Origin of the sequence: Streptomyces griseorubiginosus (assembly GCF_036345115.1) — a bacterium.
Classification (GTDB): domain Bacteria; phylum Actinomycetota; class Actinomycetes; order Streptomycetales; family Streptomycetaceae; genus Streptomyces; species Streptomyces griseorubiginosus_C.
Window position 1 is genome coordinate 5,920,848 of record NZ_CP107766.1, and the last position, 23,113, is coordinate 5,943,960.

At 70.7% G+C, this 23,113-nt stretch carries 22 protein-coding genes; 13 read left to right on the plus strand and 9 right to left on the minus strand.

Features of this window, described 5'->3' with window-relative positions; translation table 11 throughout:
* Window positions 1-20 precede the first annotated feature (20 nt).
* On the minus strand, window positions 21-2,417 hold the full coding sequence (locus tag OHN19_RS26845) for a transglycosylase domain-containing protein (protein WP_330266642.1): 2,397 nt from the start codon (window positions 2,415-2,417) through the stop codon (window positions 21-23).
* Window positions 2,418-2,619: 202 nt separating this feature from the next.
* Here OHN19_RS26845 and OHN19_RS26850 point away from each other — a divergent pair, with 202 nt between their 5' ends.
* The 4 genes from OHN19_RS26850 to OHN19_RS26865 all read left to right on the plus strand — a co-directional run bounded on the left by OHN19_RS26850 (window position 2,620) and on the right by OHN19_RS26865 (window position 6,111).
* Window positions 2,620-3,420, plus strand: a complete 801-nt coding sequence (locus OHN19_RS26850) for an ABC transporter permease (protein ID WP_330269719.1) — start codon at window positions 2,620-2,622, stop codon at window positions 3,418-3,420.
* A gap of 70 nt (window positions 3,421-3,490) precedes the next feature.
* The gene (locus tag OHN19_RS26855) at window positions 3,491-4,255 is read left to right on the plus strand and encodes an ABC transporter permease (protein WP_330269720.1); all 765 of its coding nucleotides are present in this window, start codon (window positions 3,491-3,493) and stop codon (window positions 4,253-4,255) included.
* Window positions 4,255-5,253 carry an ABC transporter ATP-binding protein gene (locus OHN19_RS26860; RefSeq protein ID WP_330266643.1) on the plus strand — a complete coding sequence of 333 codons (999 nt, stop codon included), beginning with the start codon at window positions 4,255-4,257 and terminating at the stop codon, window positions 5,251-5,253. The genes OHN19_RS26855 and OHN19_RS26860 overlap by 1 nt, the downstream gene beginning before the upstream one ends.
* A 33-nt stretch (window positions 5,254-5,286) precedes the next feature.
* Window positions 5,287-6,111: a DUF1707 SHOCT-like domain-containing protein gene (locus tag OHN19_RS26865; RefSeq protein WP_330266644.1), complete on the plus strand. Its 825-nt coding sequence runs from the start codon at window positions 5,287-5,289 to the stop codon at window positions 6,109-6,111.
* Window positions 6,112-6,263: 152 nt separating this feature from the next.
* Here OHN19_RS26865 and OHN19_RS26870 read toward each other — a convergent pair whose 3' ends face one another.
* Window positions 6,264-7,592 carry an SGNH/GDSL hydrolase family protein gene (locus tag OHN19_RS26870; RefSeq protein ID WP_330266645.1) on the minus strand — a complete coding sequence of 443 codons (1,329 nt, stop codon included), beginning with the start codon at window positions 7,590-7,592 and terminating at the stop codon, window positions 6,264-6,266.
* Between the two features lie 195 nt (window positions 7,593-7,787).
* Here OHN19_RS26870 and OHN19_RS26875 point away from each other — a divergent pair, with 195 nt between their 5' ends.
* Window positions 7,788-9,125 (plus strand): DUF445 domain-containing protein, encoded by a 1,338-nt coding sequence (locus OHN19_RS26875; protein ID WP_330266646.1) that lies wholly within the window; start codon window positions 7,788-7,790, stop codon window positions 9,123-9,125.
* A gap of 123 nt (window positions 9,126-9,248) precedes the next feature.
* Entirely contained in the window at window positions 9,249-10,706 is a 1,458-nt protein-coding gene (locus OHN19_RS26880; RefSeq protein WP_330266647.1) for an MFS transporter, read from the plus strand.
* A gap of 583 nt (window positions 10,707-11,289) precedes the next feature.
* Here OHN19_RS26880 and OHN19_RS26885 read toward each other — a convergent pair.
* The gene (locus tag OHN19_RS26885) at window positions 11,290-12,726 is read right to left on the minus strand and encodes an alginate lyase family protein (RefSeq protein WP_330266648.1); all 1,437 of its coding nucleotides are present in this window, start codon (window positions 12,724-12,726) and stop codon (window positions 11,290-11,292) included.
* A gap of 89 nt (window positions 12,727-12,815) precedes the next feature.
* Here OHN19_RS26885 and OHN19_RS26890 point away from each other — a divergent pair, with 89 nt between their 5' ends.
* A complete protein-coding gene (locus OHN19_RS26890) occupies window positions 12,816-13,184 on the plus strand; it encodes a VOC family protein (protein WP_330266649.1) in 369 nt (122 codons plus the stop codon).
* Between the two features lie 139 nt (window positions 13,185-13,323).
* Here the strand turns inward: OHN19_RS26890 and OHN19_RS26895 are convergent, their stop codons facing one another.
* The gene (locus OHN19_RS26895; protein WP_330266650.1) at window positions 13,324-13,626 is read right to left on the minus strand and encodes a hypothetical protein; all 303 of its coding nucleotides are present in this window, start codon (window positions 13,624-13,626) and stop codon (window positions 13,324-13,326) included.
* 162 nt (window positions 13,627-13,788) lie between these two features.
* Here OHN19_RS26895 and OHN19_RS26900 point away from each other — a divergent pair, with 162 nt between their 5' ends.
* A complete protein-coding gene (locus tag OHN19_RS26900) occupies window positions 13,789-14,214 on the plus strand; it encodes an Hsp20/alpha crystallin family protein (protein ID WP_330266651.1) in 426 nt (141 codons plus the stop codon).
* Between the two features lie 123 nt (window positions 14,215-14,337).
* Window positions 14,338-14,751 carry a DUF2267 domain-containing protein gene (locus OHN19_RS26905; protein ID WP_330266652.1) on the plus strand — a complete coding sequence of 138 codons (414 nt, stop codon included), beginning with the start codon at window positions 14,338-14,340 and terminating at the stop codon, window positions 14,749-14,751.
* Between the two features lie 9 nt (window positions 14,752-14,760).
* On the opposite strand, the gene OHN19_RS26910 is transcribed toward OHN19_RS26905, so the two are convergent.
* Window positions 14,761-15,150, minus strand: coding sequence for a hypothetical protein (locus OHN19_RS26910; protein WP_330266653.1), 390 nt, complete (start codon window positions 15,148-15,150; stop codon window positions 14,761-14,763).
* 203 nt (window positions 15,151-15,353) lie between these two features.
* Here OHN19_RS26910 and OHN19_RS26915 point away from each other — a divergent pair, with 203 nt between their 5' ends.
* Window positions 15,354-15,929 (plus strand): GNAT family N-acetyltransferase, encoded by a 576-nt coding sequence (locus tag OHN19_RS26915; RefSeq protein ID WP_330266654.1) that lies wholly within the window; start codon window positions 15,354-15,356, stop codon window positions 15,927-15,929.
* On the opposite strand, the gene OHN19_RS26920 is transcribed toward OHN19_RS26915, so the two are convergent.
* A complete protein-coding gene (locus OHN19_RS26920) occupies window positions 15,886-16,659 on the minus strand; it encodes a hypothetical protein (RefSeq protein WP_330266655.1) in 774 nt (257 codons plus the stop codon). The genes OHN19_RS26915 and OHN19_RS26920 overlap by 44 nt on opposite strands.
* A 232-nt stretch (window positions 16,660-16,891) precedes the next feature.
* Here OHN19_RS26920 and OHN19_RS26925 point away from each other — a divergent pair, with 232 nt between their 5' ends.
* Window positions 16,892-17,428: an HAD domain-containing protein gene (locus OHN19_RS26925; RefSeq protein WP_330266656.1), complete on the plus strand. Its 537-nt coding sequence runs from the start codon at window positions 16,892-16,894 to the stop codon at window positions 17,426-17,428.
* A gap of 46 nt (window positions 17,429-17,474) precedes the next feature.
* Here OHN19_RS26925 and OHN19_RS26930 read toward each other — a convergent pair whose 3' ends face one another.
* Together OHN19_RS26930 and OHN19_RS26935 are read right to left on the minus strand one after the other, a co-directional pair.
* Complete coding sequence (locus OHN19_RS26930; protein WP_330266657.1) at window positions 17,475-19,757, minus strand: caspase, EACC1-associated type; 2,283 nt, start codon at window positions 19,755-19,757, stop codon at window positions 17,475-17,477.
* Entirely contained in the window at window positions 19,754-20,242 is a 489-nt protein-coding gene (locus OHN19_RS26935) for an effector-associated constant component EACC1 (RefSeq protein ID WP_330266658.1), read from the minus strand. The genes OHN19_RS26930 and OHN19_RS26935 overlap by 4 nt, the downstream gene beginning before the upstream one ends.
* A 135-nt stretch (window positions 20,243-20,377) precedes the next feature.
* On the opposite strand from OHN19_RS26935, the gene OHN19_RS26940 reads away from it, so the two are divergent.
* Window positions 20,378-20,500 (plus strand): hypothetical protein, encoded by a 123-nt coding sequence (locus OHN19_RS26940; RefSeq protein WP_330266659.1) that lies wholly within the window; start codon window positions 20,378-20,380, stop codon window positions 20,498-20,500.
* A gap of 22 nt (window positions 20,501-20,522) precedes the next feature.
* Here the strand turns inward: OHN19_RS26940 and OHN19_RS26945 are convergent, their stop codons facing one another.
* Window positions 20,523-20,939, minus strand: coding sequence for an SsgA family sporulation/cell division regulator (locus tag OHN19_RS26945; RefSeq protein ID WP_330266660.1), 417 nt, complete (start codon window positions 20,937-20,939; stop codon window positions 20,523-20,525).
* 212 nt (window positions 20,940-21,151) lie between these two features.
* On the opposite strand from OHN19_RS26945, the gene OHN19_RS26950 reads away from it, so the two are divergent.
* Window positions 21,152-23,110 (plus strand): sigma-70 family RNA polymerase sigma factor, encoded by a 1,959-nt coding sequence (locus OHN19_RS26950; RefSeq protein ID WP_330266661.1) that lies wholly within the window; start codon window positions 21,152-21,154, stop codon window positions 23,108-23,110.
* The last annotated feature ends 3 nt before the right edge of the window (window positions 23,111-23,113 follow it).

Genomic DNA, 23,113 nt, shown 5'->3' on the forward strand with positions numbered 1-23,113 from the left:
GCCCGTCACTGACGTCGAGGTCACTCCCGGCGGGTGATGATCGCCGGGTTCTGGCCGCCCGACGCCGCCCCGCCGCTCGGTGAGTCCCCGGTGGTGCCTCCGGTCGCGTCGCCCGTGGTGCCGCCGTCGGTGGTGCCGCCGGTCGAGGTGTCCCCGGTGGTCCCGCCGTCCGTCGTACCGCCGTCGGTCGTGGTGCCGCCGTCGGTCGTGCCGCCCGTGTCGTCGCCCCCGGTCGTGGTGCCGCCGTTGTCCTGGCCCTGGGTCTGGCCCTGCGTCTGCCCCTGCGTCGCGCCCTGGGTGTCCTGGCCGCCGGTGGTGTCGCCCGTGGTGCCGCCGTTGTCCTGGCCCTCCGTGGACGGGTCGACGGGGGCCTGGGTGCTGGGGGCCTGGTTCTCGGCGCCCGGCTGGAGCTCGAGGTCGAAGTCGGTGACCGGCTTCCCCTTGAGCGCGGCCTTGGTGTACTGCGCCCAGATCTCGGCGGGCGGACCGCCGCCGTTGACGCGCTGCAGGCCCATGGTGTTGTACAGCGACTTGTGCGCGGCGGTCACCGGGTCCTGGCCCATGACGGAGACGACCGTGGCGAGATCGGGGGTGTAGCCCGCGAACCAGGCCGCGGTGTCCTCCTCGGCGGTGCCGGTCTTGCCGGCGGCGGGGCGGTCGGCGCCCTGGGCGGCGGTGGCGGTGCCGTTCTGGACCACGCTCTGCAGGACCGAGGTGGTGGTGTCGGCGGCCTCGCGGCTGATGGCCTGGCGGGTCTTCTTCGCGGGCAGCCGGACGGTCTCCTCGCCGTTGGTGATCTTGTCGATCATCGTGTACGTGCCGTGCCTGCCGTGGTTGGCGAGGGTCGCGTAGGCCTCCGCCATGTCGAGGACGCTCGCGGTGTTCACACCGAGCGCGATCGACGGGGTCGCCGTCAGGTCGGGGGTGTCGGCCGGGATGCCCATGTCGATCGCGGTCTGCTTGACCTTGTCGGAGCCGACGTCGACGGCCATCTGCGCGTACACCGAGTTGACGGACTTGTCGGTGGCCTCGCGCACGGTGATCTCGCCGTAGGAGCCCTGGTCCTCGTTCTCGGGGGCGTAGTTGCCGCCGCTCCAGCCCACCACCGGACGCTTGTTGGTGCCGTCGTAGTAGGTGTTCGGGGTGATGGGCCGGCCGTCCTGCGTCTCGGAGCCGTTCTGGACGGCCGAGGCGAACACGATGGGCTTGAAGATCGAGCCGACCTGGAAGTCGCCGCGGGTCGCGCCGTTCGTGTACTGCTTGACGTAGTCGATGCCGCCGTACATCGCGACGACCCTGCCGGTCTTCGGGTCGACGGAGGCGCCGCCCGCGCGGACGTAGTTGTCGGCCTTGTTGTTCTTCTTGTCGAGCTTGTCCATCACCTGGTCGTCGACGGCCTTCACGAAGGCGTTCTGCTTGTTCTTGTCCAGGGTGGTGGTGATGCGGTAGCCGCCCGCCTCCAACTGGTCCTTGGTGAGGATCTTGTTGTCGATGATGTAGTCCTCGACCGCGTCCCTGATGTAGCCGCGCTGCCCGGACAGACCGGTGGAGACGGTCTGCTCCTTCGGCATCGGGAACTTCAGGCCGGTGCGCGCGGACTGCGCCAGCCAGCCCTTCTTGACCATGCCGTCCAGGACGTAGTTCCAGCGGGCCTCGGCGGCCGCCTTGTTCTCCGGGTGCGCGACGACGTCGTACTCGCTGGGCGCGTTGACCAGCGCGGCGAGGTAGGCGGCGTGGGCCGGGTCGAGGTCGACGGCGTCCTGGCCGTAGTAGGCCTGGGCGGCGGCCTGGATGCCGTAGGCGTTGCGGCCGAAGTAGCTGGTGTTGAGGTAGCCCTCGAGGATCTCGTCCTTGGACTTCTCGCGGTCCAGCTTGATCGAGATGAAGAACTCCTTGGCCTTGCGGGTGACCGTCTGCTCCTGGGCCAGGTAGTAGTTCTTCACGTACTGCTGGGTGATCGTCGAGCCGGACTGCTTGCCCTTGCCGGTCGCGGTGTTCCACCCGGCCCGCAGCATGGCCTTCGGGTCGATCGCGGACTCGGTGTAGAAGTCGCGGTCCTCGGCGGCGAGGACGGCGTGCTGGGCGTCCTTGGAGACCTGCGAGAGGGAGACGTTCTCGCGGTTGACCTCGCCGTCGCGGGCGAGCTGGCTGCCGTCGGCGTAGAGGTAGACGTTGGACTGCTTGGTGGCGAGCGCGTTGGCCGGCGGGATCTTGACCATGGAGTAGCCGAGGTAGAACAGTCCGGCGAGGACCAGCAGTCCCAGGACGAAGGTGCCCAGCACCATGCGCCAGGTCGGGATCAGCCGTCGCCAGCCGGTCCGCCTGGGCCGCTTGGCCTTCTTCCCGCCGGGCTCTTCAGCCGCCTGTGGTTCTGTCGGTGCCCAGCCCTCGGTCGGCTGCTGCGGCTGGTCGCTCATCTCGTGCACGGACTCCTGTTTCGCGTCGTACGTTCCCGTACGACCTCGTACGCCTTCTGCGCCCCCTGTTGAAGACTCTCGCACCATCCGTTCCGTTCCCGGATATGGCGCGCGTCTCGCCCGGAAAACGGGTGGCCCGCCTCACCATCTGCGCACTAGGCTCCTGCGCTTCGGTGTCGGCGGGCCGAGGAGGGCTGTGGATGTGGGTTCGGGGCGGTTGTACGCGGCCGTCGCGGCGGGGGGATTCAGACGGTACGCGACCTACCGGGCGGCGACGCTCGCCGGGGTGTTCACCAACACCGTCTTCGGTGTGATCTTGGTCTACACGTATCTCGCGCTGTGGGACGAGAAGCCCCATCTCGGCGGATACGACCAGGCCCAGGCGGTCACCTACGTGTGGCTGGGGCAGTGTCTCTACTCGACGCTGGCCATCCAGGGCGGCGGTGCCGAGAAGGACCTGATGGACCGGATCCGCACGGGCGAGATCGCGGTCGACCTGTACCGGCCCGCCGACCTCCAGCTGTGGTGGCTGGCGAGCGACTTGGGCCGGTCGCTGTTCCAGCTGCTGGGACGCGGTGTGATCCCGTTCACCTTCGGGGCGCTGTTCTTCCCGATGGCGCTGCCCACGGACGTCACCTCGTGGGCGGCCCTGCTGGTGGCGCTGCTGCTCGCGATGGTCGTCAGCTTCGGCATCCGCTACCTGGCCGCCCTGAGCGCGTTCTGGCTGCTGGACGGCCAGGGCATCTCGCAGGCCGTGATGATCCTGGGGATCTTCTGCTCGGGCATGGTCCTCCCGCTGAACGCGTTCCCGGGCGCGGCCGGCGACATCGTGCGGGCGCTGCCGTGGGCGGCACAGCTCCAGATGCCGGCGGACGTCCTGATGGGGGAGACCGACCCGCTCGGCGCGTACGCCTTCCAGGCGACCTGGGCGGTGGTGCTGCTGGCCGCCGGGCGGCTGCTCCAGCAGGCGGCGACGCGGCGGGTGGTGGTGCAGGGTGGCTGAGGCGTCTGAAGAGGTGGTCTGGGGATCACGCCTGGGCGAAGGGCTCCGGGCCTACCGGCTGATCGCCGGAATGTGGATCCGCTCCGCCATGACCTACCGCACGTCCTTCGTGGTCACGGTGTTCGGCAACCTGGCGGTGACGGGCCTGGACTTCGTCGGGATCCTGCTGATGTTCTCGCAGGTCGACTCGCTGGGCGGCTGGAGACTGCCCGAGATCGCCTTCCTCTACGGCCTCTCGGTGACCGCCTTCGGGATCGCCGACCTGGTGCTCGGCTCCATGGACGTGCTGGGCTCCCGGATCCGCGACGGCTCCTTCGACACCCTGCTGGTGCGGCCCGCGCCGGTGCTCGCGCAGATCGGCGCGGACCACTTCGCGCTGCGCCGCCTCGGCCGGATCACCCAGGGCGCGGTGGTGCTGGTCTGGGCGCTGGCGACGGTCGACGTCGACTGGAGCGCGGCGAAGGTGCTCCTTGTGCCGGTCATGGTGATCAGCGGTGCGGTGATCTTCAGTGCGGTGTTCGTGGCGGGCGCGGCCTTCCAGATTTTCGCGCAGGATGCCTCCGAGGTGCAGAACGCGTTCACGTACGGCGGTACGACCCTGCTCCAGTACCCGCCGACCGTGTTCGGGAAGGACTTCGTGCGGGGCGTGACCTTCATGCTCCCGCTCGCCTTCGTCAACTGGGTGCCGGCCTCCTATGTGCTGGGCAGGCCGTATCCGCTGGCGCTGCCGGAGTGGGCGGCGTTCGCGCCCCCGCTGGTGGCGGCGGTGTGCTGTGCGCTGGCCGGGCTCGCGTGGCGGGCGGGGCTCGGTTCGTATCGGAGTACGGGGAGTTAGTGGTCGAGGTGGCGGTGGACGTGGCGGTGGACGCCTTCATTGAACTGGACCGCGTCGAGAAGGTCTTCGACGTGCGCAAGAAGACCGGCTTCCTGAAACGGGAGCGGCGCCAGGTGCGGGCGGTCGACTCGATCTCCTTCACCGTGGCGCGCGGTGAGATGGTCGGGTACATCGGCCCCAACGGCGCCGGGAAGTCGACCACGATCAAGATGCTGACGGGCATCCTGACCCCGTCCGGGGGCCGGCTGCGGGTGGCCGGCATCGACCCGTCCCGTGAACGCACCCGGCTGGCCCACCGCATCGGGGTGGTCTTCGGGCAGCGCACCACCCTGTGGTGGGACCTGCCGCTGATCGACTCGTACAAGCTGATGCACCGCATGTACCGCATCCCGGACGCCCGTTACCGCGAGAACCTCGACCGCTGCGTCGAACTCCTCGAACTGACCGACCTGTTGGACGTCCCGGTCCGCCAACTCTCGCTGGGCCAGCGGATGCGGGGCGACATCGCGGCGGCCCTGCTGCACGACCCCGAGGTGCTGTACCTGGACGAGCCGACCATCGGCCTCGACGTCATCTCCAAGGCCAAGGTGCGGGGATTCCTGCGGGAGTTGAACACCGAGCGCGGCACGACGGTCCTGCTGACCACCCACGACCTCCAGGACATCGAGCAGCTCTGCTCACGTGTGATGGTCATCGACCACGGCCGCCTCATGTACGACGGCCCGCTCGCGGGCCTCCACGAGGTGGGCGAGAGCGAGCGGACCCTGGTGGTGGACCTGGAGCGGGAGCTGCCGCCGATCGACGCGGCTCCCGCGCGGGTGGTCCGGGTGGAGGGACCGCGGCAGTGGCTGGCGTTCCCGGCGTCCGAGTCGGCGGCGGCGCTGGTGGCGCGGGTCGCGGCGGAGTACCCGCTGGTGGACCTGTCGGTGCGGGAGCCGGACATCGAGGCGGTGATCGCGAAGATGTACGCGGGGGAAGCGGAGAAAGCGGTCTCGTAGCCGTGGGATGAGGGAACTCGTAGGCTGCCCTGTATGACGGAGGAACTCCCGGAGCTGCGTGCTTCGGACGCCGATCGTGAACGGGTCGCCGAGGTCCTTCGGGACGCCCTCGCCGAGGGGCGGCTCGACATGGAGGAGTTCGAGGAGCGGCTGGACGCGACGTACAAGGCACGCACGTACGGCGAACTCGCCCCGATCACCCGGGACTTGCCGGTCGGCCAGGTGACCGCTCCTAAGGTCGACATGCTCAAGCGGCCTGAACCGGACGGCAGTTGGGCGTCCCGGATCGTCGGTGGTGAGGGGTCCTCCACGTGGGCCGTCGCCGTGATGTCCGGGTTCCAGCGCAAGGGGCGCTGGACCGTGCCCCGGCGCTTCAACTGCTTCGCCTTCTGGGGCGGCGGGGAGATCGATCTGCGCGAGGCGAACTTCGCCGCCGGCGAGGTCGAGATCAACTGTGTGGCGATCATGGGCGGGGTCCAGGTGATCGTGCCGCCGGGGGTCGAGGTCGTGGTGCGCGGGATCGGCATCATGGGCGGCTTCGACCACCGCGAGGAGGGTGTGCCGGGTGAGCCGGGGGCACCTCGGGTGATCGTGACCGGGTTCGCGTTCTGGGGCGGGGTCGGGGTCGAGCGCAAGCTCAGGAAGGCCGACCGGCAGCGGCTGCGGGAGGAGCGGCGGCAGGAGCGGCTGGAGCGCCGGGAGGCGGCGCGTGAGCTGCGGGACTCCGTCCGGGGCGAGGTGCGGGACGCGCATCGGCGGATGCTCGAGAACCACCACGACCTGAGGTGGGACCGGCACGAGGAACGGCGTGAGCGGCACGAGGAGCGGAGGGAGCGGCGCCGACGGGGGGAGGACTGAGGGGTTCGTCGGCGGGTGCGGGTACGTCGTGGCCTGTCGCGCTCACGCGGCGGAGCCGCATGTTGATACAGCCCCGCGCCCCTGAAAGACCTCACCTGGTCGCCCCTTCAGGGGCGCGGGGAACTGCGCGACAAGGCCCCACCGGCCCGCACTCACAAGCGTGCCGCCGCCGCCCCCTTCAGGTCCTCCAGGTCGAACGTGTCGGCCATCCGCTCGTAGCCCCGGTCGTTGGGGTGGAGGCGGTCGCCCGAGTCGTACTGCGTGCGGAGGGTGCGGGGGTCGTAAGGGTCCCTGACCGCCTTGTCGAAGTCGACCACCGCGTCGTAGACCCGGCCCGCCCTGATCTCCGCGTTGACGGTCTGGCGGACGCCCTCGCGGGCCTTGGTCCAGCCGTTGCGGTCGCCGAACGGCATGAGGGTGCCGCCGATGACCTTGATGCCGTGGGCGTGGGCCTGGCGGACCAGGTCGCGCAGGCCGGTGAGGAGCTTGTCGGCGTCGACGGTGCCCGGGGTGCGGAGGATGTCGTTGATGCCGAGGTCGATGACGACGACCTTGACGTTCGGGCGCTCCAGCACGTCCCGCCGGAACCGCTTGAGGCCGGCCTGGTTCTCCGGGGGGCGGGCGTCCACCAGGACCCGGTTGCCGCCGATCCCCGCGTTGACGACGCTGTAGCGGGGCAGGTCCTGCCCGGCCGCGAGTGCCGTGCGCAGGCGCCGGTTCAGGAAGTCCGGCCAGCGGTGGTTCGTGTCGGCCGTGGAGTCCTTGCCGTCGGTGAGCGAGTCCCCGAAGGCGACCACCGTGCCGTCCGCCTCGTCCGTGAGGACGTCCAGCGCGGTGAGGTAGCGCCAGCGGTCGACCCGCTCGGTGAACGCCGTACCGGAGGCGTCCCCGGTCAGGTCGCCCTCACCGGCGTACGACGTCTGCCGGGCCCACGGGTGGTAGGTGACCGGTCCGGACAGGGTGGGGGAGTAGGTGGTGACCAGGACGTCGCCGCCCGCCGGGACGGCGAGCGCGACGGCGTCGCTGAGCACTTGCCCGCCGGCCGCGATGACGACCGTGGTGCGGCCGGCGAAGGTGAGCCGCCGCATGCTGCCCGCGTTCGCCGCGGCGGTCCCGTGGCCGGCGGTGAGCGCGATGGACGCGTGGGTGATCGTCAGCGGGGTACGGCCGTAGAGATTGGACAGTGTGATGCGGGCACTCGTACCGCCGACACCGGTGTGCACGACGTTGCGGACGGAGCGGCCCGCCATGCCCTCGCCCGCGGTGCCGGGCTCGGCGCCGACCGGGGAGGCCGACCAGGCGCCGACCCAGGTTCCCGCGGCGGCGGGGGCGGCGGAGGGACGCGAGGGCCCGGAACCGGACAGCGCGGTCCGGTCCCTGGTGCGGGCGTCGGCCGCCACTCCGACGTAGATGGCGGTGGACAGGGCCACGATCACTGCGACGATCGCGGCGAGCAGGGCGTAACCATGACGCCGTGTCATGTGGTGCTGTTCTCCTCAGGAGATGGGAGCCCGGGGCTCCGATCTGATGAGCTCATGATGAGGCATGAATGCGGGGACATATGACGAGACCCCCTCCGGTTCCCCCGTCCGGACAGACGCCGGGAACTCTTGTTCCGTTCCGGGAGTCGGTCAGGAAGGGACAATGTGTGAGGGATCACCGAACGGGTGGAGCGGATGGAACGTACGGAACCTGAACAAACAGGACCATCTGATGTGAAGCGGCCCGCCCCCGCCTCAGCCGTACGCGCGATGAACACCTTCAGCGCCGCGGACGAGGAGAAGCAGCACGGGGTGCGCCGGATGAAGCTCACCGCGCTCGGGCTGCTGCTGTTCGTGGCGCTGGTGTACGCGCTGGCCAAGTGGGCGGACGGCTCCGGGGCCGGTCCGTGGGCCGGTTACGTCGCCGCGGCGGCCGAGGCGGGCATGGTCGGCGCGATGGCCGACTGGTTCGCCGTCACCGCCCTCTTCCGCCACCCGCTCGGCCTGCCCATCCCGCACACCGCGATCATCCCCACCAAGAAGGACCAGCTGGGGGTGTCGCTGGGCGAGTTCGTCGGCGAGAACTTCCTCTCCGAGGACGTCGTACGGCAGCGGCTGCGGGCCGTGGGGATCGGCAGCCGGCTCGGCGCCTGGCTGGCCGACCCCGAGCACGCCGACCGGGTCACCGCCGAGCTGTCGGCGGCCCTCAGGGGCGCGCTGACCGTCCTGCGGGACTCCGACGTCCAGGCCGTGGTCGGGGAGGCGATCACCCGGCGGGCCGACGCCCAGGAGATCGCCCCCGGCATCGGGAAGATGCTGGAGAAGATCGTCGCCGACGGCGGGCACCGGCGGGTCGTCGACCTGGTGGTCGCCCGGGCCCACGACTGGCTGGTGCTCCACGACGAGCAGGTCATGGACGCCGTACAGGGTGGCGCGCCCGGCTGGACCCCGCGCTTCGTCGACAAGAAGGTCGGCGAGCGGGTCTACAAGGAGCTCATGCGGTTCGTGACCGAGATGCGGGACATGCCGTCCCATCCGGCGCGCGGGGCCCTGGACCGGTTCCTGAGGGACTTCGCCTCCGACCTCCAGTCCGACACCGACACGCGCGCGCGGGTCGAGCGGCTCAAGGGCGAGGTGCTGGGGCGCGGCGAGGTCCAGGACCTGATCGCGTCCGCTTGGACCGCCGTACGGTCGATGATCGTGTCCGCCGCCGAGGACGAGCGCAGTGAGCTGCGGCTGCGGGTGCGGGCGTCCCTGCTGTCGCTGGGGGCGCGGATGGCCGTGGACCCCAAGGTGCAGGCGAAGGTCGACCGGTGGGTGGAGGGGGCCGCGGTGTACGTGGTCACCACCTACCGGCGCGAGATCACCTCCCTGATCACGGACACCGTGGCCGGGTGGGACGCCGAGCACACGACGCGGAAGATCGAGGCGAACATCGGGCGCGACCTCCAGTTCATCCGGATCAACGGCACAGTGGTGGGGTCCTTGGTGGGGCTGCTGATCTATACGGTGACGCGGGCGTTGGGGGCGTGAGCGTGCCTGTCCGGTGACTGCCCGATCACCGGGTGCTCGGTGTGGGCTGCTGACGCGGGCGGACTGGGAAGCGGAGGTGGGGGCACCCGGGTGGGGTTCGCTCGACGAGGAGGGAGACCTTCCGTGACCACCACCGCTCAAGCCGACACCGGTCGCACCGTGACGACCGACATCCCCGCCAGACTCGACCGGCTGCCCTGGTCCCGCTGGCACTGGACGATCGTCATCGGACTCGGCACCGTATGGATCCTCGACGGCCTCGAGGTCACGGTCGTCGGCAACATCGCGAGCCGGTTGTCGGAGCCGGGCAGTGGCCTGTCGATCACATCCGGGCAGGTCACCGGCATCGCGGCGGCGCTGTACGTGGCGGGAGCGTGCGTGGGGGCACTGTTCTGGGGGCGCCTGACCGACAAGTGGGGCCGCAAGAAGCTGTTCATGATCACGCTGGCGGTGTATCTGGCGGCCACCGCGCTGACGTCGATCTCCTTCGACGCCTGGTGGTTCTTCCTGTTCCGCTTCCTCACCGGGTTCGGGATCGGCGGGGAGTACGCGGCGATCAACTCCGCGATCGACGAGCTGATCCCGGCGCAGTACCGGGGCCGGGTCGACCTGATCATCAACGGCAGCTTCTGGCTGGGGGCGGTGGGCGGCTCGCTGCTGTCGATCGTCGCGCTGAACACGGACTTCTTCGCGAAGGACGTGGGGTGGCGGCTGACGTTCGCGCTGGGGGCGGTGCTGGCGTTCGTTATTTTGCTGGTGCGGCGGCATGTGCCGGAGAGTCCGCGGTGGTTGCTGATCCACGGGCGGGACGAGGAGGCGGAGCGGATTGTCTCCTCGATCGAATCGCGGGTGGAGTCGGAGCGGGGGGAGACGCTGGCGCGGCCCGAGGGTGAGATCACGATCCGTCAGCGGCGGAGTGTGACGTTCGTGGAGATCGCGCGCACGCTGTTCTCGGACTACCGGCGGCGGTCGGTGCTGGGGTTCTCGCTGTTCATCGGGCAGGCGTTCCTGTACAACGCGATCACGTTCGGGTTCGGGGCGATCCTGACCACGTTCTTCGACGTGCCGACCGGGGACACCGGGTACTACTTCGCGGTCATCGCGGTCGGTAACTTCTGCGGGCCGTTGCTGCTGGGGAAGCTGTTCGACACGGTGGGGCGGCGGGTGATGATCTCGTCGACGTATCTGCTGTCCGGGGTGCTGCTGTTCGGGACGGCGTGGCTGTTCGACCGGGGGTCGTTGAGCGCGGCTTCCTTGACGGCGTGCTGGTGTGCGGTGCTGTTCTTCGCGTCCGCGGGGGCGTCTAGTGCCTACCTCACGGTGTCGGAGGTGTTCCCGATGGAGACGCGGGCGATGTCGATCGCGTTCTTCTATGCGCTGGGTACGGCGGCGGGGGGTATCAGCGGGCCGCTGCTGTTCGCGGACCTGACGAGCACGGGTCGGGTGGGGGACACGGTGTTGGCGTTCCAGATCGGGGCGGCGTTGATGTGTGCGGCGGGGTTGGTGGCGGCGTTCTTGGCTGTGCGGGCGGAGAGGCGGTCACTGGAGGATGTGGCGAAGCCGTTGACTGCGACGGGGTGAGGTTGTTCTTTGGCTGCGGGGTGGGTGGGGGCGGGCGTTTTTGCGCAGTTCCCCGCGCCCCTGAGGGGCCTGCGGCGGCCCGTTGCTGTCCGGTGGGGGCGTGCGTAGCGCATGCGGTTGCGTTGTGGGTCGGTGCCGGGGTGGGGGGTGTCCGTCCTCGGTCCGGCGGCTCGGTCCCTTGAGATGTGCCCGGTTCCGGACGCCGGCCGCTGCGGGCGGACACCCCCCACCCCGTCCCCTGCGCGCCGTACGCGGCGAACGGTGCGTGGGGGCGGGCGCGGGCGGCTGACGGTCCGGTCGTGGCGCGGGTGACTGCAGCTCCCTAGGGGCGCGGGGAACTGCGCGACCAGCCACGACGCACCCGCACCCGCCGCGCAACAGAACCCGGCACCCCCGTAGGCGCCCGGTCCCAGCCCAGCGCAGCGGGGGCGCGGGGAACTGCGCGACCAGCCACGACGGACCCGCACCCGCCTGACGACCGCGCCCGGTACCCCCGTAGGCGCCCGGCCCAGGCCCAGCGCAGCGGGGGCGCGACCAGCCACCACGCACCCGCACCCGCCCCACAACCTGACCCGGCACCTCCCTATGCGCCCCTCCCCCTCCTCCGCAGCAAAAGCAGCCCTCCCGCCACCGCAGTGATCCCCGCCGCCGCAGACCAGCCGAGAACATCGCTGGAACCCGTCGCCGCAAGATCCTCGCCGGTCGCCGGAGACGCCGTAGCCCCGCTCTGCGGTCGCGTCCCCGAAGCCGCACTCGCGCTGGGCGTAGGCTCAGCAGAAGCCGTCCGGTCCCGTGTGAACGTCAGTGTGCCGAAGCCCAGTTGGTCGTAGCCGCCGCTGTTGGGGCCGTAGTCGCCACCGCCCCCCTCCGGCGAGGACTTCGCGGTGATGCGGGTGAGGTACGGCGCGGACAGCCCCCGGCGCTTGGTGTAGTGGTTGCTGATCATCGCCCAGATGGGGCGGGTCATCGTGGGGTCGACGTGAGCCGCCGTGCTCGCCGTCTCCCGCCCCGACCACCCCCCGATCGCCCCCTTGGCACGGGTGTTCGCGGTGTACGGCACCTGTCCGCCCATGCTCCACTTCGCCACGTACTGGGCCCCCTTGAGGAACCGGCTGTCGTCGTAGCCGTACAGGTCGTACCCCTGGTTCCACGCCATCTCGCAGAACGTGCCCATCAGCCCGACCCCGAGCAGCGCGTGCCCCTGGTCCCGGCCCGCCTCCAGCCACTCGGCGAGTCCGTCGTCGTGCACGACGGGGATCGCGTGCCGGACCGCACCCAGCCCGTCACCGTCCTTGAAGTAGTCCACCGCGCGGCCCACTTGGGCCTTGTCGTCGCAGAAGATGCCCGTGGCGAGGACGCACGCCATGGCGCACAGGTCCCAGTTGGTCCAGTAGTTCGTGACGACCGCGCCGTTGTGCCGGACCAGGAAGTCGTCGCTGAGCGGGGCGAAGACCTTGGTGAGCAGCTCCTGGAAGCGGGCGAGGTCGAAGTCCGGGTGGTCGCGGACGAGTTCGGCGGCGTTGGCGAACTGGTAGCCGTACAGCCCCGCCGCGAGGAAACGGTCCGCGCTGCCGGCCAGCGAAGTGAGCTCGGCGGACCAGGCGTTGAGGATCGTCACGGCCGTGTCGGCGTACACGTCCTCGCCGCTCACATGGTGGCGCAGGGCGTTCTGGTACGCGGCGTGGATGTCGTTGTAGAGCGTGGCGTAGTTCTGCGGGCTGCCCGCGCCCCGGTACACCGTCCGCTGCGGGTTGGGCGTCCAGCCGCTCTGCGCGTGCCGGTTGGCGGTCAGCTTCGCGAAACCCGCCGTGTAGGGCGCCGCCCCGGCCTTCACCTTGGCGGCCATGCGGGCGAGGTCCGTGCCGGTGTGCAGCAGGCCCGGGTGCGCGAAGGCGGAGGCCGGGGCGGCGGTGGCCGTGGTGGGCAGGGCGGTCGCGGCCACCGTCGCCGCACCCGCGGCTCCCGCCGCCTTGAGCATGCTGCGGCGGCTGATCCGGGAAGTCGAAGTCACGTGGGTCATTCCTCGCGTGCCGGTGGTGGGGGACGCTCAGGAGACGCGAGGGTGGGACGGTCGATAACAGAAACACGCACCGCGAAGGAGCCGTGCCCGTGAGTGTTCGCCGGATCATGCCCGACATCCACGTCGCGTCAGGGGAGGCCCTGAGCGCCAACCGCGACTTCTACGGCCTGCTCGGCTTCGAGGAGGTCATGGACATGGGGTGGGTCGTGACACTGGCGTCCCCCGTCAACCCCACCGCCCAGATCAGCTTCTTCACCGAGGAGCGCACCGCCCCCGTCGTCCCCGACCTGAGCGTGGAGGTCGAGGACGTCGACGCCGTGTACGCGCAGGTCGTGGCGTCCGGCGCGGAGGTCGTACGGGAGCTGCGGGACGAGGAGTGGGGCGTACGGCGCTTCTTCGTACGGGACCCGAACGGGCGGGTGGTCAACGTGCTCACCCACGGGGCCGGGGGAGCGTAGACCTCTCGCCGGGCCTGGAGGGCATGCCACCTCGCGCCTCAGCCCCCCTCCCGGCTCAGCCGTGCCGGCTCAAGCCCCGGCGGCTCAATCCCGCCGGCCAGCCCCGTCGGCTCAGACAGCTCCGCTCAGACCAGCCCCCTCACGCCTCCCGGTCCGCCACCGCCCAGGACGCCAGCGCCACGGCGCCCGCCACGCCGAACACCGCCGGCCACGCGCCCACCTTCTTGGCCAGCGGGTGGGACCCGGCGAAGGCGGCGACATACGCGGCCGTCAGCGCCCCGGCCGCCTTCCCGCCGGCCCGCTCCCGCCACTGGCGGGCCGCCGCGGCTCCGGCGACGGCCAGCACCGCCCCGCCCAGCTGCCGCTTCCTCGTCCACCGGGCCACGCCGTACCCGCCGACGAGTCCGCCCGCCGCGACCACCGCACTGGGAACCTTCGCCATGTCTGCTTCCTCGGTCGTCGGTCGATGTGGGGTCGAGGCTAGCCCCGGACCAGGGTCGACAACCGAACCTGAGTCGGGGCTTGTCAAGTTTCCTCGCTCCGAGCTATATAAGAAGGCGTAGGGCATCGCACCGCAGAGTCTGTGGAAAGGAGATGGACTGTGATGCTCATGCGTACCGACCCCTTCCGTGAGTTCGACCGGCTCGCGCAGCAGGTGTTCGGCTCAACCGCCCGCCCCAGCGCGATGGCGATGGACGCATACCGGTCGGGGGACGACTTCGTCGTCCACTTCGACCTCCCCGGCATCGACCCCGAGACGATCGAGCTGGACGTCGAGCGCAACGTCCTGAACGTCCGTGCCGAGCGCCGCAGCCCCGCCCCCGAGGGCGCGGAGCTGATCGTCGCCGAGCGGCCCACGGGCTCGTTCACCCGCCAGCTCTTCCTCGGCGACACCCTCGACACGGAACGCATCGACGCGTCGTACGACGCAGGTGTGCTGACCTTGCTGATCCCCGTCGCCGAACAGGCCAAGCCCCGCCGTATCCAGATCAGCGGCGGCGGCAGCGGACCCCGGCAGATCAGCGGCTGAACCCCACGCGACAGACGAGCGGCGTCCCGCGCGCCGTTACGGACCGGACCGGTGCAGACAGGTACAGGCGGTCCGTACGGCCGTGGGACGCCCGGCGCAACGACCCCCAGGAGAGAGCTGTACATGAGCGCGAACCGACCCAGCTGGACCGGCCTCGTCGAGGCGGTGCGGGAGGCCGGACAGTACGCGACGCCGGCGGAGGCCGAACACGTCACCCGCGTCGTCCTGTCCGCCCTCGGCGACCACGTCACCGGCGAGGAGCGCGTCGACCTCGCCCGCGCCCTGCCCGAGGAGGCGGCCCGGGTCGTCGCCTCCCGCATCCCCCTCAACAGACCGCTGTCCGCACCCCAGTTCGTGGACGCGGTGGCCGCCCGCACCGAGGGCGCGACCCCGGCGACGGCCCGCTGGGACGTCAGCTCGGTGCTGAGCGTCCTGCCGGCGTTGGTGGGCGACGAACTGGTGGACCGCGTCCTCGCCCAACTCCCCTCCGGTTACGCCCTGTTGTTCGGCAAGGCGGAACTGGTCCTCACGGCCTGACCCACCCGCTCATCGGCCCTCGCCCTCGCGCGCCCCGGCCCGCAGCCGCAGCTCCGTCAGGTACCCGGAGGCGACGGCACAGCCGACCCCGGCGAGGGCGAGGCCCACGGCGACCGGATTGACGTACCCCGGTAGCACATCGGCCGCCTCATAACCGCCGCCGCCCGTCAACTCGCACTCGAAGGAGAGGGGAAGGAAGCCGACGGAGTAGTCGACGACCTGGGCCGCCTGTTCGCCGGAACGGCACGGCGGCAGCGGCGCGGAGCCCGCTCCGCCGTCCTCCGCCTCCAGCACCGCACCGAGGAGGTGCAGCAGGCCCCACACGTACATCGCCACCGCCAGCGCCCCCGCGAGCGCGGCGACCCCACGCAGCCTCGAAGCAAGCTTCCGCACCGACATCCCACCACCCCCCCCACCTGATCGCTCCCGAGTCCGCAGAGTTCAGCACCGCGGAATGCCAACGGCTGTGGTGGAGCCCACAGTTCCGGCAACAGGGCTGTCACAGCCGGCCGTGGGGTCGTCGGAGCCGGGCCTGGAAAACGGCTGGCGTGTCGGGCGGGCAGCGGCGAGGCTGCCCTGTGGGGTTCCTGAAGGAGGAGCGAGTGACGTACGTCTTCCTGGAGACGGAACGGCTGCGACTGCGGGCGTTCACCGAGGCCGACGTCGAGGATCTGGTCGCGCTGGACGGCGACCCGGAGGTCATGCGCTTCCTCACCGGAGGCGCGCCGACACCCCCCGACACGATCCGCACCCGCACCCTGCCCCGCCTCCTCCACGACCACCCCGGCCTCGGCACCCGCGGCTACTGGGCGGCCGAGGAGAAGTCCACCGGCACCTTCCTCGGCTGGTTCGAGTTCCGCCCCCTCGAAGACACCACCCCGACCGTCGTGGAACTCGGCTACCGCCTCAACAAGTCGGCCTGGGGCCGCGGTTACGCCACGGAAGGCTCCCGAGCCCTCATCGACAAGGGCTTCACCGACCTCGGCGTCGAACGCGTCACCGCCAACACCATGACCGTCAACCACCGCTCCCGCCGAGTGATGGAAAAGTCCGGCCTCACCTACCTCCGCACCTTCCACACCAACTGGCCGCACCCGATCGAGGGCTCCGAACACGGCGAGGTGGAGTACGAACTCACACGGGCGGCCTGGGAGCAGGCCCGGCACCGCCCCGCATGAGCGCCAGGTCCTCGCCCCACGCGTCCAGCACCTCCCCGTGCCCGGCTCGACGCGCGCACGCCTCCACGTGTGAGAAGAGATCGCGCTGCACGGCCACGTCACCGGTCGCCGAGATCCGCTCGACAGCTTCCAGCAGCGCTTCGGTCTCCCAACCCGGCAGCGGATACCGCGCCAGCTCCCACTCCAGGTACTTGTTGTAGGGCCGGGGCCGCCGATCGAGGGTGAACAGCAGCTCCAGCAGGAGCCGGACGCTGTCCGCCGCGTCGAGGCGCGCGGCGAGGGGTTGTCCGTCCCGGTCGTTCTTGACCGATCGGTAGACGGAGTTGGCGTAGGCGTCGAGCAGGCCCCCGGCCTCCCGGAACGCCTCGTCGGCGTCGAGTCGTCCTTTCTCGGCCAGTAGCCGGGCGATGCCGGTACCGCCATCGAGACGGTCGAGCACCACGTGGGCGCGGGCGAGGCCGTACCGCTCGAAGCCGGGCAAGCCGGCGGCCCGGAACTCGGCGAGCGGCAGGACGACGATGTCGAGCGCGGCCGAACGGTGCCCGTGGAGATGGGACAGCTCCGTCGTCGCCCCGTCGTCGACCACGACGTACAGGTCGTGGTCGGAGTGCTCGGTCGCCATTCCGTCGTGCGCCCGCGAACCTTTGAGGATGAGCCCGACGACGGCGGGGTCGGCGGCGGCGAGTGCGACGAACGAGTCGTAGGCGAGGGGGTGTTGTCGAGAGGTCATGGGGTGATCTCCGGTGGGTTGGCTGCCGGTTTCGGGAAACACCTGCCGGACGGTCCCGCTCGGCGGAATCGTCCGCACCGTCCACGACGGCACACGGCCGCCGCCCAGAGATCAGCGCACGGAGGTACCGTAACGCTCAACCCGCCTGGAGCCCACCGGAATTCACCCCGCTCGACCCCGACCCGACCCGAGGCTACGCTCGCCAAGACGGCCGACACGGGGAGGCACCCGCATGCACCGCCCCCTCCTCTACCTCGACGTCGACGGCCCCCTCAACCCCTACGCCGCCAAGCCCGAACACCGACCCGACGGCTACACCACGCACCGGATGAAGCCCGCGGGGTGGGTCGCTCAGCATCCCGGGGTGCCGGCGGAGCGGGTGCGGCCGCTGCGGGTCTGGCTCAATCCCGGGCACGGGCCCGCGCTGCTGGGTCTGGCGGATCGGTACGAGCTGGTCTGGGCGACCACGTGGCGCCAGGAGGCCAACACCTACATCGCGCCCGTCCTCGGCCTCCCCGCCCTCCCCGTCGTCGACTGGCCCACCCCCATCGGCAACGGCCCCGACGGCACCTTCTGGAAGACCCACCACCTCGTCGCCCACGCCGCCGGCCGCCCCTTCGTCTGGCTGGACGACGAACTCGACGACAGGGACCGCGAGTTCGTGGCCGCGCGCCACGACGGCCCGGCCCTACTGCACCGCGTCGATCCCCGACTGGGCCTGCGCGCACCGGACTTCGAGGCGGTCGCGGAGTTCGCGCGAGCTCTCTGACCAGCCGGTTGCAACGGTGATGCACTCCCGGCTCGTGCCCAGGCATTCAGTTGGCTGGGGGCAGCCACCCAGGGGGCGGGGGAGGAGCGTAGGGGCCCTTGGGCATGGAGTGCAGCCAGTACGCGATTTTGACGCGGGTGTCGGAGGTGTCGGGGTGGTTCTCCCCGAGACAGCGCGCCTGGTCGGCTGCAACCTGGTGCAGGAGGTTGGTGGCCCGGACGGTGTCGCCCAGCTGCCCGATGGAGACAGCGTGCCCCACGCGCGCACTGAGGGTGGCCCGGTGGTCCTGACCGAGAACCCAGGCGAGGTCGTCACCGACCTCGGAGTAGATCTGCGCCGCCGCCGCGTGGTCACCGATCTGGTTGGTGTACATGGCGTAGTTCAGGCGGCTCTGCAAGGCGTCCAGGTCCTCGCGGGGCAGGACCCGCGCCTCGATTTGCACAAGGTCGCGGTAAAGGCGCTGTGCGCGGGACGGGTGACCCAGGGCTCCGGTCCATTCGGCCAGCCACCGATGACAGTTCAGGGTGTCACTGTGCTCTGCCCCCAGGATGTCGGTCATGTCTTCCAGGAGACCCTGTAGGAGGTTGGCGCCTTCCTGGGTCTGTCCGTCGTCGTGAAGGGTCAGGGCCAGGTTCCGCCGGGGGATGAAGGTGCTGGTGTCCTGCCGCCCCGCCCGTGTTTCCAGCGCTTGGCACACCGATCTGAACAGTCCGATGGCCGCGGCCCGGTCGCCCGAGTTGGACAGGTGGGAGGCGTGGTAGTGGCGTACGTCGACGGTTTCGGGCGCGTCCGGGCCGTGGACGCGCTCCATGTCGGCGAGGAGAGCGCGGGAGAGTTCGGCGGCTGCGGCGAAGTCCTGGGTTTGACCGATCGCGTCCATGTGGCTCCTGCGTTCACGCAGGGTCGCGGGATCGTCCGCGCCGAAGAGACGCTCCGCGACCTCCGCGGCCTGGCGGTACAAGTCCGCGGCGGCCAGGGCCTCGCCCTTCTGAAGGGTGTTGCCGGCAAGGGAGTCCAGACAGGCCAGCACGCGAAAGGAGTCTCTGCCGAGCGTGCGGGTGTATCCGTCGATGAGTTCCTCGTAGAGGGCGCTCGATTCGTCGATCTGTCCGGCCATGCTCTTGAGGTAGGCAAGGCTCTCTCTGGCTCGGAGCGTGTCCTCGTGACCGGGTGACAGGATGCGCGAGCGGATGGAGTGGACGTCGGTCAGGATGGCGTACGCCTCGTCGTCCTGCTTGCCGCGGAACAGGTTGTGGGCCAGCGTGATGCGGCTGCGCAGGGTGGCGGAGTCCTCGGGGCCGAGTACGCGCGTGTGATCGGAGACCACCTCGCGGCACTGGCCGATGACGACGGCGGGATCCGCCTGGTCGTCCTGTCCCAGCCAGGTCGCCAGAGTCTGTCGCAGGTCCAGGGTTTCCACGTGATCGGCGCCCAGGCGCAGAGTGCGGCGCGAGACGGCTTCCCGGGCCAGACCGATGGCCGCGCGGACATCGGTCCGGCCCGCTTCCCGGATCTGTTCGGTCAGTTCCTCCACGGGCGGCAGCGGGCTCTCGTCGCCGGCGGAGGCATCGGCCGCTCCCGAGCGGTTACGCGCGAGCGCGATCATCGCTGCCGTGCGCTCGGACGCCTGTTGCGGCAGGGGAAGCCCCGCCGCACTGAACAGACGGCGCAATTCTGTGTAGACGGCTCCCATCGAGAGCAGGTCGGGCCCGGCTGGGATGCCGCGTTCGAGGACGTTCAGCAGGGCGCCGGTGAAGGAGGTGTAGGTGTCTCCGACCGGAGCCTGTGCCAGAGCCATGGCGGGAACGGACGTCATGACGTAGGTTCCGTCGATGTCCACCTGACCGATGATGGAGCTCTCGGTGGCGGACATGACACCGGAGATCGCGAGCCCCGAGTGACAGCTGTCCAGGATCAGTACGCGTGAACGCGCCCGCGTCCGTGAGAACGCCTCGCGGATCAGGCGGTAGGGCATTCCCGTCCACTCGGCTAGTTCGGGATCCGTGCCGGCCAGCGCCAGGTACAACTCCCGTTCCTGTCCGGCGATCAGGCCGTGTCCCGCGTGGTAGACGAGGAAGACGTCCTCGGCGGCCGCCGCAGCGCTCAGCAGCGGTTGTGCCAGAGCACTCTGATCCCGCGGATTCTCGATCACGAGGCAGCGGTCGGAAGCGAAGGAGCCGTGGTCCTGGTGAGTGAACGCGGCGTGCAGGGCGTGGATGCCACGTCCGACCGACGGAAGGTCCTCCAGTTCCGCTGACTCGTAGTTGCTGACCCCTATGAGCACCGCGCGCGACCCGACAGCATCGGGCAACCGGACCATCTCGTTCATGCCACGTCCCCCCCACGCCCGTCGGCGTCCGTGCTCATCCGGGATCCGGCGGCGCCCGCCTGGCGCGCGGGCTGTCCCTCGACGATCGCCGGAGTCGCCGGAGCCTGTTCCACTCGAGCCGGCCGGGTGTCGAGCTGAAGGCCCACCACCGCTTTGATGATGCTGTCGGCGTCCTTGACACGGTCACCGTCGATCTCCACCCGGCGGCCGTCCGGGCCGGTCAGCCGAATGCGCACCTTGCTTCCCCGGGGTTGCCGGCACCACACCACCAGCGCCTGCGCCAGGACGGTGCCGACCCCGCCGGCGCCCAGGGCGACCGCCAGAACCTCGGTCAGCCCAGCGCCCGCCATCTGCCCCGGCCCGGCCTGCACACCCACGGCTTCAACCCGCCCCCGCAGAGGATCTTGCAGGTTCAGCCATTTGAAGAGATCTTCCACGGCCCTGTCGTCATCCCCGACGACCTCGACAAGCACACGGGAATCCACGCACGCCCCCCTCGCCCCTGTAACGCGCGTCACATGTCATTTCACAGTAGCGACATACTCGCCGGATTGGACCTCCTTTACGCCGTATCGATCCAATGCGCCTCCGTTCGACCCGAGAGGTGGACCGCGCAAGGCATGGACGTCACCCCGGACGGGCAGGATCTCGCGGTGGTCGACGGACAGCACGCTTCTGACGACGTCGTCATCCTGGTTCACGGCACATGGGCGGGGGACGCCGGACACCGGGACGACCGGTGAAAGGGCGTCGCCCACAGCGGAGTCAGACCTCGTCGAGCAGCGCCGCGAGCCCGTGGTCGAGGTCCGGGCCCAGGTTCTCGGCGCCGGGTTCTACGACGTCGTAGGAACGGAGAAGGAAGCGGCGCAGAGTGGTCGTGCCGAAGCGGATCACGGCCAGGCCCAGTGGTGAGTGGAACTCGATGACCGTTCTGGCCCGGCCGCAGGGGCGTATTCGTACGTCCCCCTCCCCGGCCGGTGTCCCGAGTCCCTCCTCCAGGAGCGCCCGCGCGAACATCCACGTCACGCCCTCGCCGTCGGCCGACACCTGCGCGGGGAAGTCGATGTGCACCGCGAAGGGCTCGGCGGCGCTGTAGCGCAGCGTGGGGCGGATCGGGAGTTCCGGGTGCTCGGAGGTGATCAGGCGGGCGCGGACGGTCTGTTCCAGGGTGGTGAGGCGCATGAGCGGTGATCTCCGGTCCTTCTCGATGTCGGTTGTGAGTCGGTTGCCCTGTCGAGTCGCGGGAGTGCCGATTCCTTACGCGGAGACCGGAATTCGCTGCTGTGATCTGAATCACGGCCGGAACTGAATCATTGAAAGTTTTGTCATCTACGCTGACAAACCCTTCCGCGTCCCGACAACGCCCCGACCGCCGGGAACTGGAGCGTCCCCGCATGACCGACCAACCCGCCAGAGTGCCCGCCCAGGCATCCCCCGCCGCGACCGCCGCGTACGTGCGGATCTACGAGGAGGAGCAGCCGCGCCTCGTCGCCTACGCCCGTTCGCTCACCCGCAACACCTGGGCGGCCGAGGACCTCGTCGCCGAGGCGCACTTCCGCGTGTGGCGACGGTTGTCCGCCGGGCACGAGATCGACAACGTCCCGGCGTACCTCATGACGACCGTGCGGCACCTCGCCTCCTCCGTCGCGAGCGCCACGCACGAGACCCCGCGCGATCCGCAGATCCCCGAGCAGGCATCCTCCGGTCACGTGGAGGACCCGGCCGAACAGGTCTCCGCCACCGACCTGTTGGTGCGCGTCCTCGGCGAACTCCCGGAGCGCTGGGTGCGGGCCCTGTGGCTCGCCGACGCCGAGGGACAGCCCCTGGAGTCGGTCGGCCGGCAGATCGGCGCCAAGCAGGGCGCGACGGCCGTACTGCTGCACCGGGCCCGCGAAGGCATGCGCCAGGCGTTCCTGCGCTCGCAGACCGAGGCGCCCGACGATCCCGCGTGCGAGGTCCACTGGGTCCGCATGCCCGCCTACGTCCGCGGCAGCGCGACCCCGCGCCAGTCCGAACGCCTCCTCGCCCACGTCGACGTCTGCGACGGTTGCCGGGGGCGGCTCGCGGTCCTGATCCGCGCGAACAACCGCCTGCCGGCGATCGTGGGACCGGCGTTGCTGGTACTTGCGGTGGGAGGCGGTGGTGGTGCGGGGAAGGTCGTGGCCTCGCTCACGGGGAGCTCCGGGGGAGTCGGGGTCGCTTCTTCCGGCGGTCACGGTCTTCTTCGTACGGCCCGTGCGGCCGGCCCGAGAACCAAGGCGGCCCTCGCCTCCGGCACGGCGGCGGCCGCGGCGATCGCGGTCGTCCTGTCGCTCGGGGTCAACGAGTCCCCGGCGACGGTGACTTCGCCGGGGAGGGAGCCGGTGGCTCAGGGGCCGGTGGCCCAGGAGCCGGTGGCGGGGCCGTCGGAGGGGGCCGTGGCGGCGCCGGGAGGTGACCGGCGGGTGGAGCGCGACGGCGACCGGGCTCGGGCCCACGCGGCGGGGGCGGCCGTACCGGAGGACGTCGGGGGCGTGCAACTGGTTGCGGGTGTGCGGGAGAGCGGGGAGACCGGGGAGAGCGGGGGGTCCGAGGGCTCGCGGGGGGCCGGGGAGGCCGGAGGCACCGGTGGGACCGAAGGCTCGCAGGGGGCCGGGGAGTCCGGAGGCACCGGTGGGACCGAGGGTTCGCAGGGGGTCGGCGAGTCCGGAGGCACCGGGGGCGACGAGGGCTCTGAGGGCTCCGGGAGCGGTTCGGAGGGTGGGGGAGGCGTGGGCGAGCCGACACCCCCGAAGCAGGTGCCGGAGGAACCGACGGACCCAGGCCCAGGGGACGGTTCTGCGGTGCCCGCGCCGGGGGGTGAGGAGCCGACGCTGCCTGCGGGGCCGGAGCAGCCTGCTCAGCCTGTGCAGCCGGAGCAGCCCGCTCAGCCGGAGGAGCCGGAGGAGCCGGAGGAGCCGGAGGAGCCGGAGGAGCCTGTGCAGCCGGAGCAGCCCGCTCAGCCGGAGCCGCCGCAGCCGCCCATTGCGCAGCAGCCCGAGCCCGAGCCCAACCCCGAGAGCCCGGAGCCGGGTACGCCGGGGAACGAGACGCCCGTACCGAACCCGACTACGCCCGAGGCCCCAGACCCTGGCGAGGGAACGCCACAGCCACCGACGTACTCGCAACCACCCACCACTCCGGAGCCGACGGCACCGACGTCACCGGAGCCACCACAACCACCGGCCCCGTCGCAGCCCCCGAACCTCCCGGCCGATCCCACGCCCCCGACCCAGCCCACCCAGCCGACCCCACCCACCGTCCCGGACCCCCCGGGCGACCACAACTGCGGGCCGAGAGACAACGACGGCGGGTCGGCCCGCAAGCTCAGCTGAGAC

Coding starts and splice junctions, on each gene's coding strand:
- OHN19_RS26845 (WP_330266642.1), bottom strand. CDS start 2,417: ATGAGCGACCAGCCGCAGCAGCCGACCGAGGGCTGGGCACCGACAGAA.
- OHN19_RS26855 (WP_330269720.1), top strand. CDS start 3,491: ATGTGGATCCGCTCCGCCATGACCTACCGCACGTCCTTCGTGGTCACG.
- OHN19_RS26865 (WP_330266644.1), top strand. CDS start 5,287: ATGACGGAGGAACTCCCGGAGCTGCGTGCTTCGGACGCCGATCGTGAA.
- OHN19_RS26870 (WP_330266645.1), bottom strand. CDS start 7,592: ATGACACGGCGTCATGGTTACGCCCTGCTCGCCGCGATCGTCGCAGTG.
- OHN19_RS26875 (WP_330266646.1), top strand. CDS start 7,788: ATGGAACGTACGGAACCTGAACAAACAGGACCATCTGATGTGAAGCGG.
- OHN19_RS26885 (WP_330266648.1), bottom strand. CDS start 12,726: ATGACCCACGTGACTTCGACTTCCCGGATCAGCCGCCGCAGCATGCTC.
- OHN19_RS26895 (WP_330266650.1), bottom strand. CDS start 13,626: ATGGCGAAGGTTCCCAGTGCGGTGGTCGCGGCGGGCGGACTCGTCGGC.
- OHN19_RS26900 (WP_330266651.1), top strand. CDS start 13,789: ATGCTCATGCGTACCGACCCCTTCCGTGAGTTCGACCGGCTCGCGCAG.
- OHN19_RS26905 (WP_330266652.1), top strand. CDS start 14,338: ATGAGCGCGAACCGACCCAGCTGGACCGGCCTCGTCGAGGCGGTGCGG.
- OHN19_RS26910 (WP_330266653.1), bottom strand. CDS start 15,150: ATGTCGGTGCGGAAGCTTGCTTCGAGGCTGCGTGGGGTCGCCGCGCTC.
- OHN19_RS26920 (WP_330266655.1), bottom strand. CDS start 16,659: ATGACCTCTCGACAACACCCCCTCGCCTACGACTCGTTCGTCGCACTC.
- OHN19_RS26925 (WP_330266656.1), top strand. CDS start 16,892: ATGCACCGCCCCCTCCTCTACCTCGACGTCGACGGCCCCCTCAACCCC.
- OHN19_RS26930 (WP_330266657.1), bottom strand. CDS start 19,757: ATGAACGAGATGGTCCGGTTGCCCGATGCTGTCGGGTCGCGCGCGGTG.
- OHN19_RS26940 (WP_330266659.1), top strand. CDS start 20,378: ATGGACGTCACCCCGGACGGGCAGGATCTCGCGGTGGTCGACGGACAG.
- OHN19_RS26945 (WP_330266660.1), bottom strand. CDS start 20,939: ATGCGCCTCACCACCCTGGAACAGACCGTCCGCGCCCGCCTGATCACC.
- OHN19_RS26950 (WP_330266661.1), top strand. CDS start 21,152: ATGACCGACCAACCCGCCAGAGTGCCCGCCCAGGCATCCCCCGCCGCG.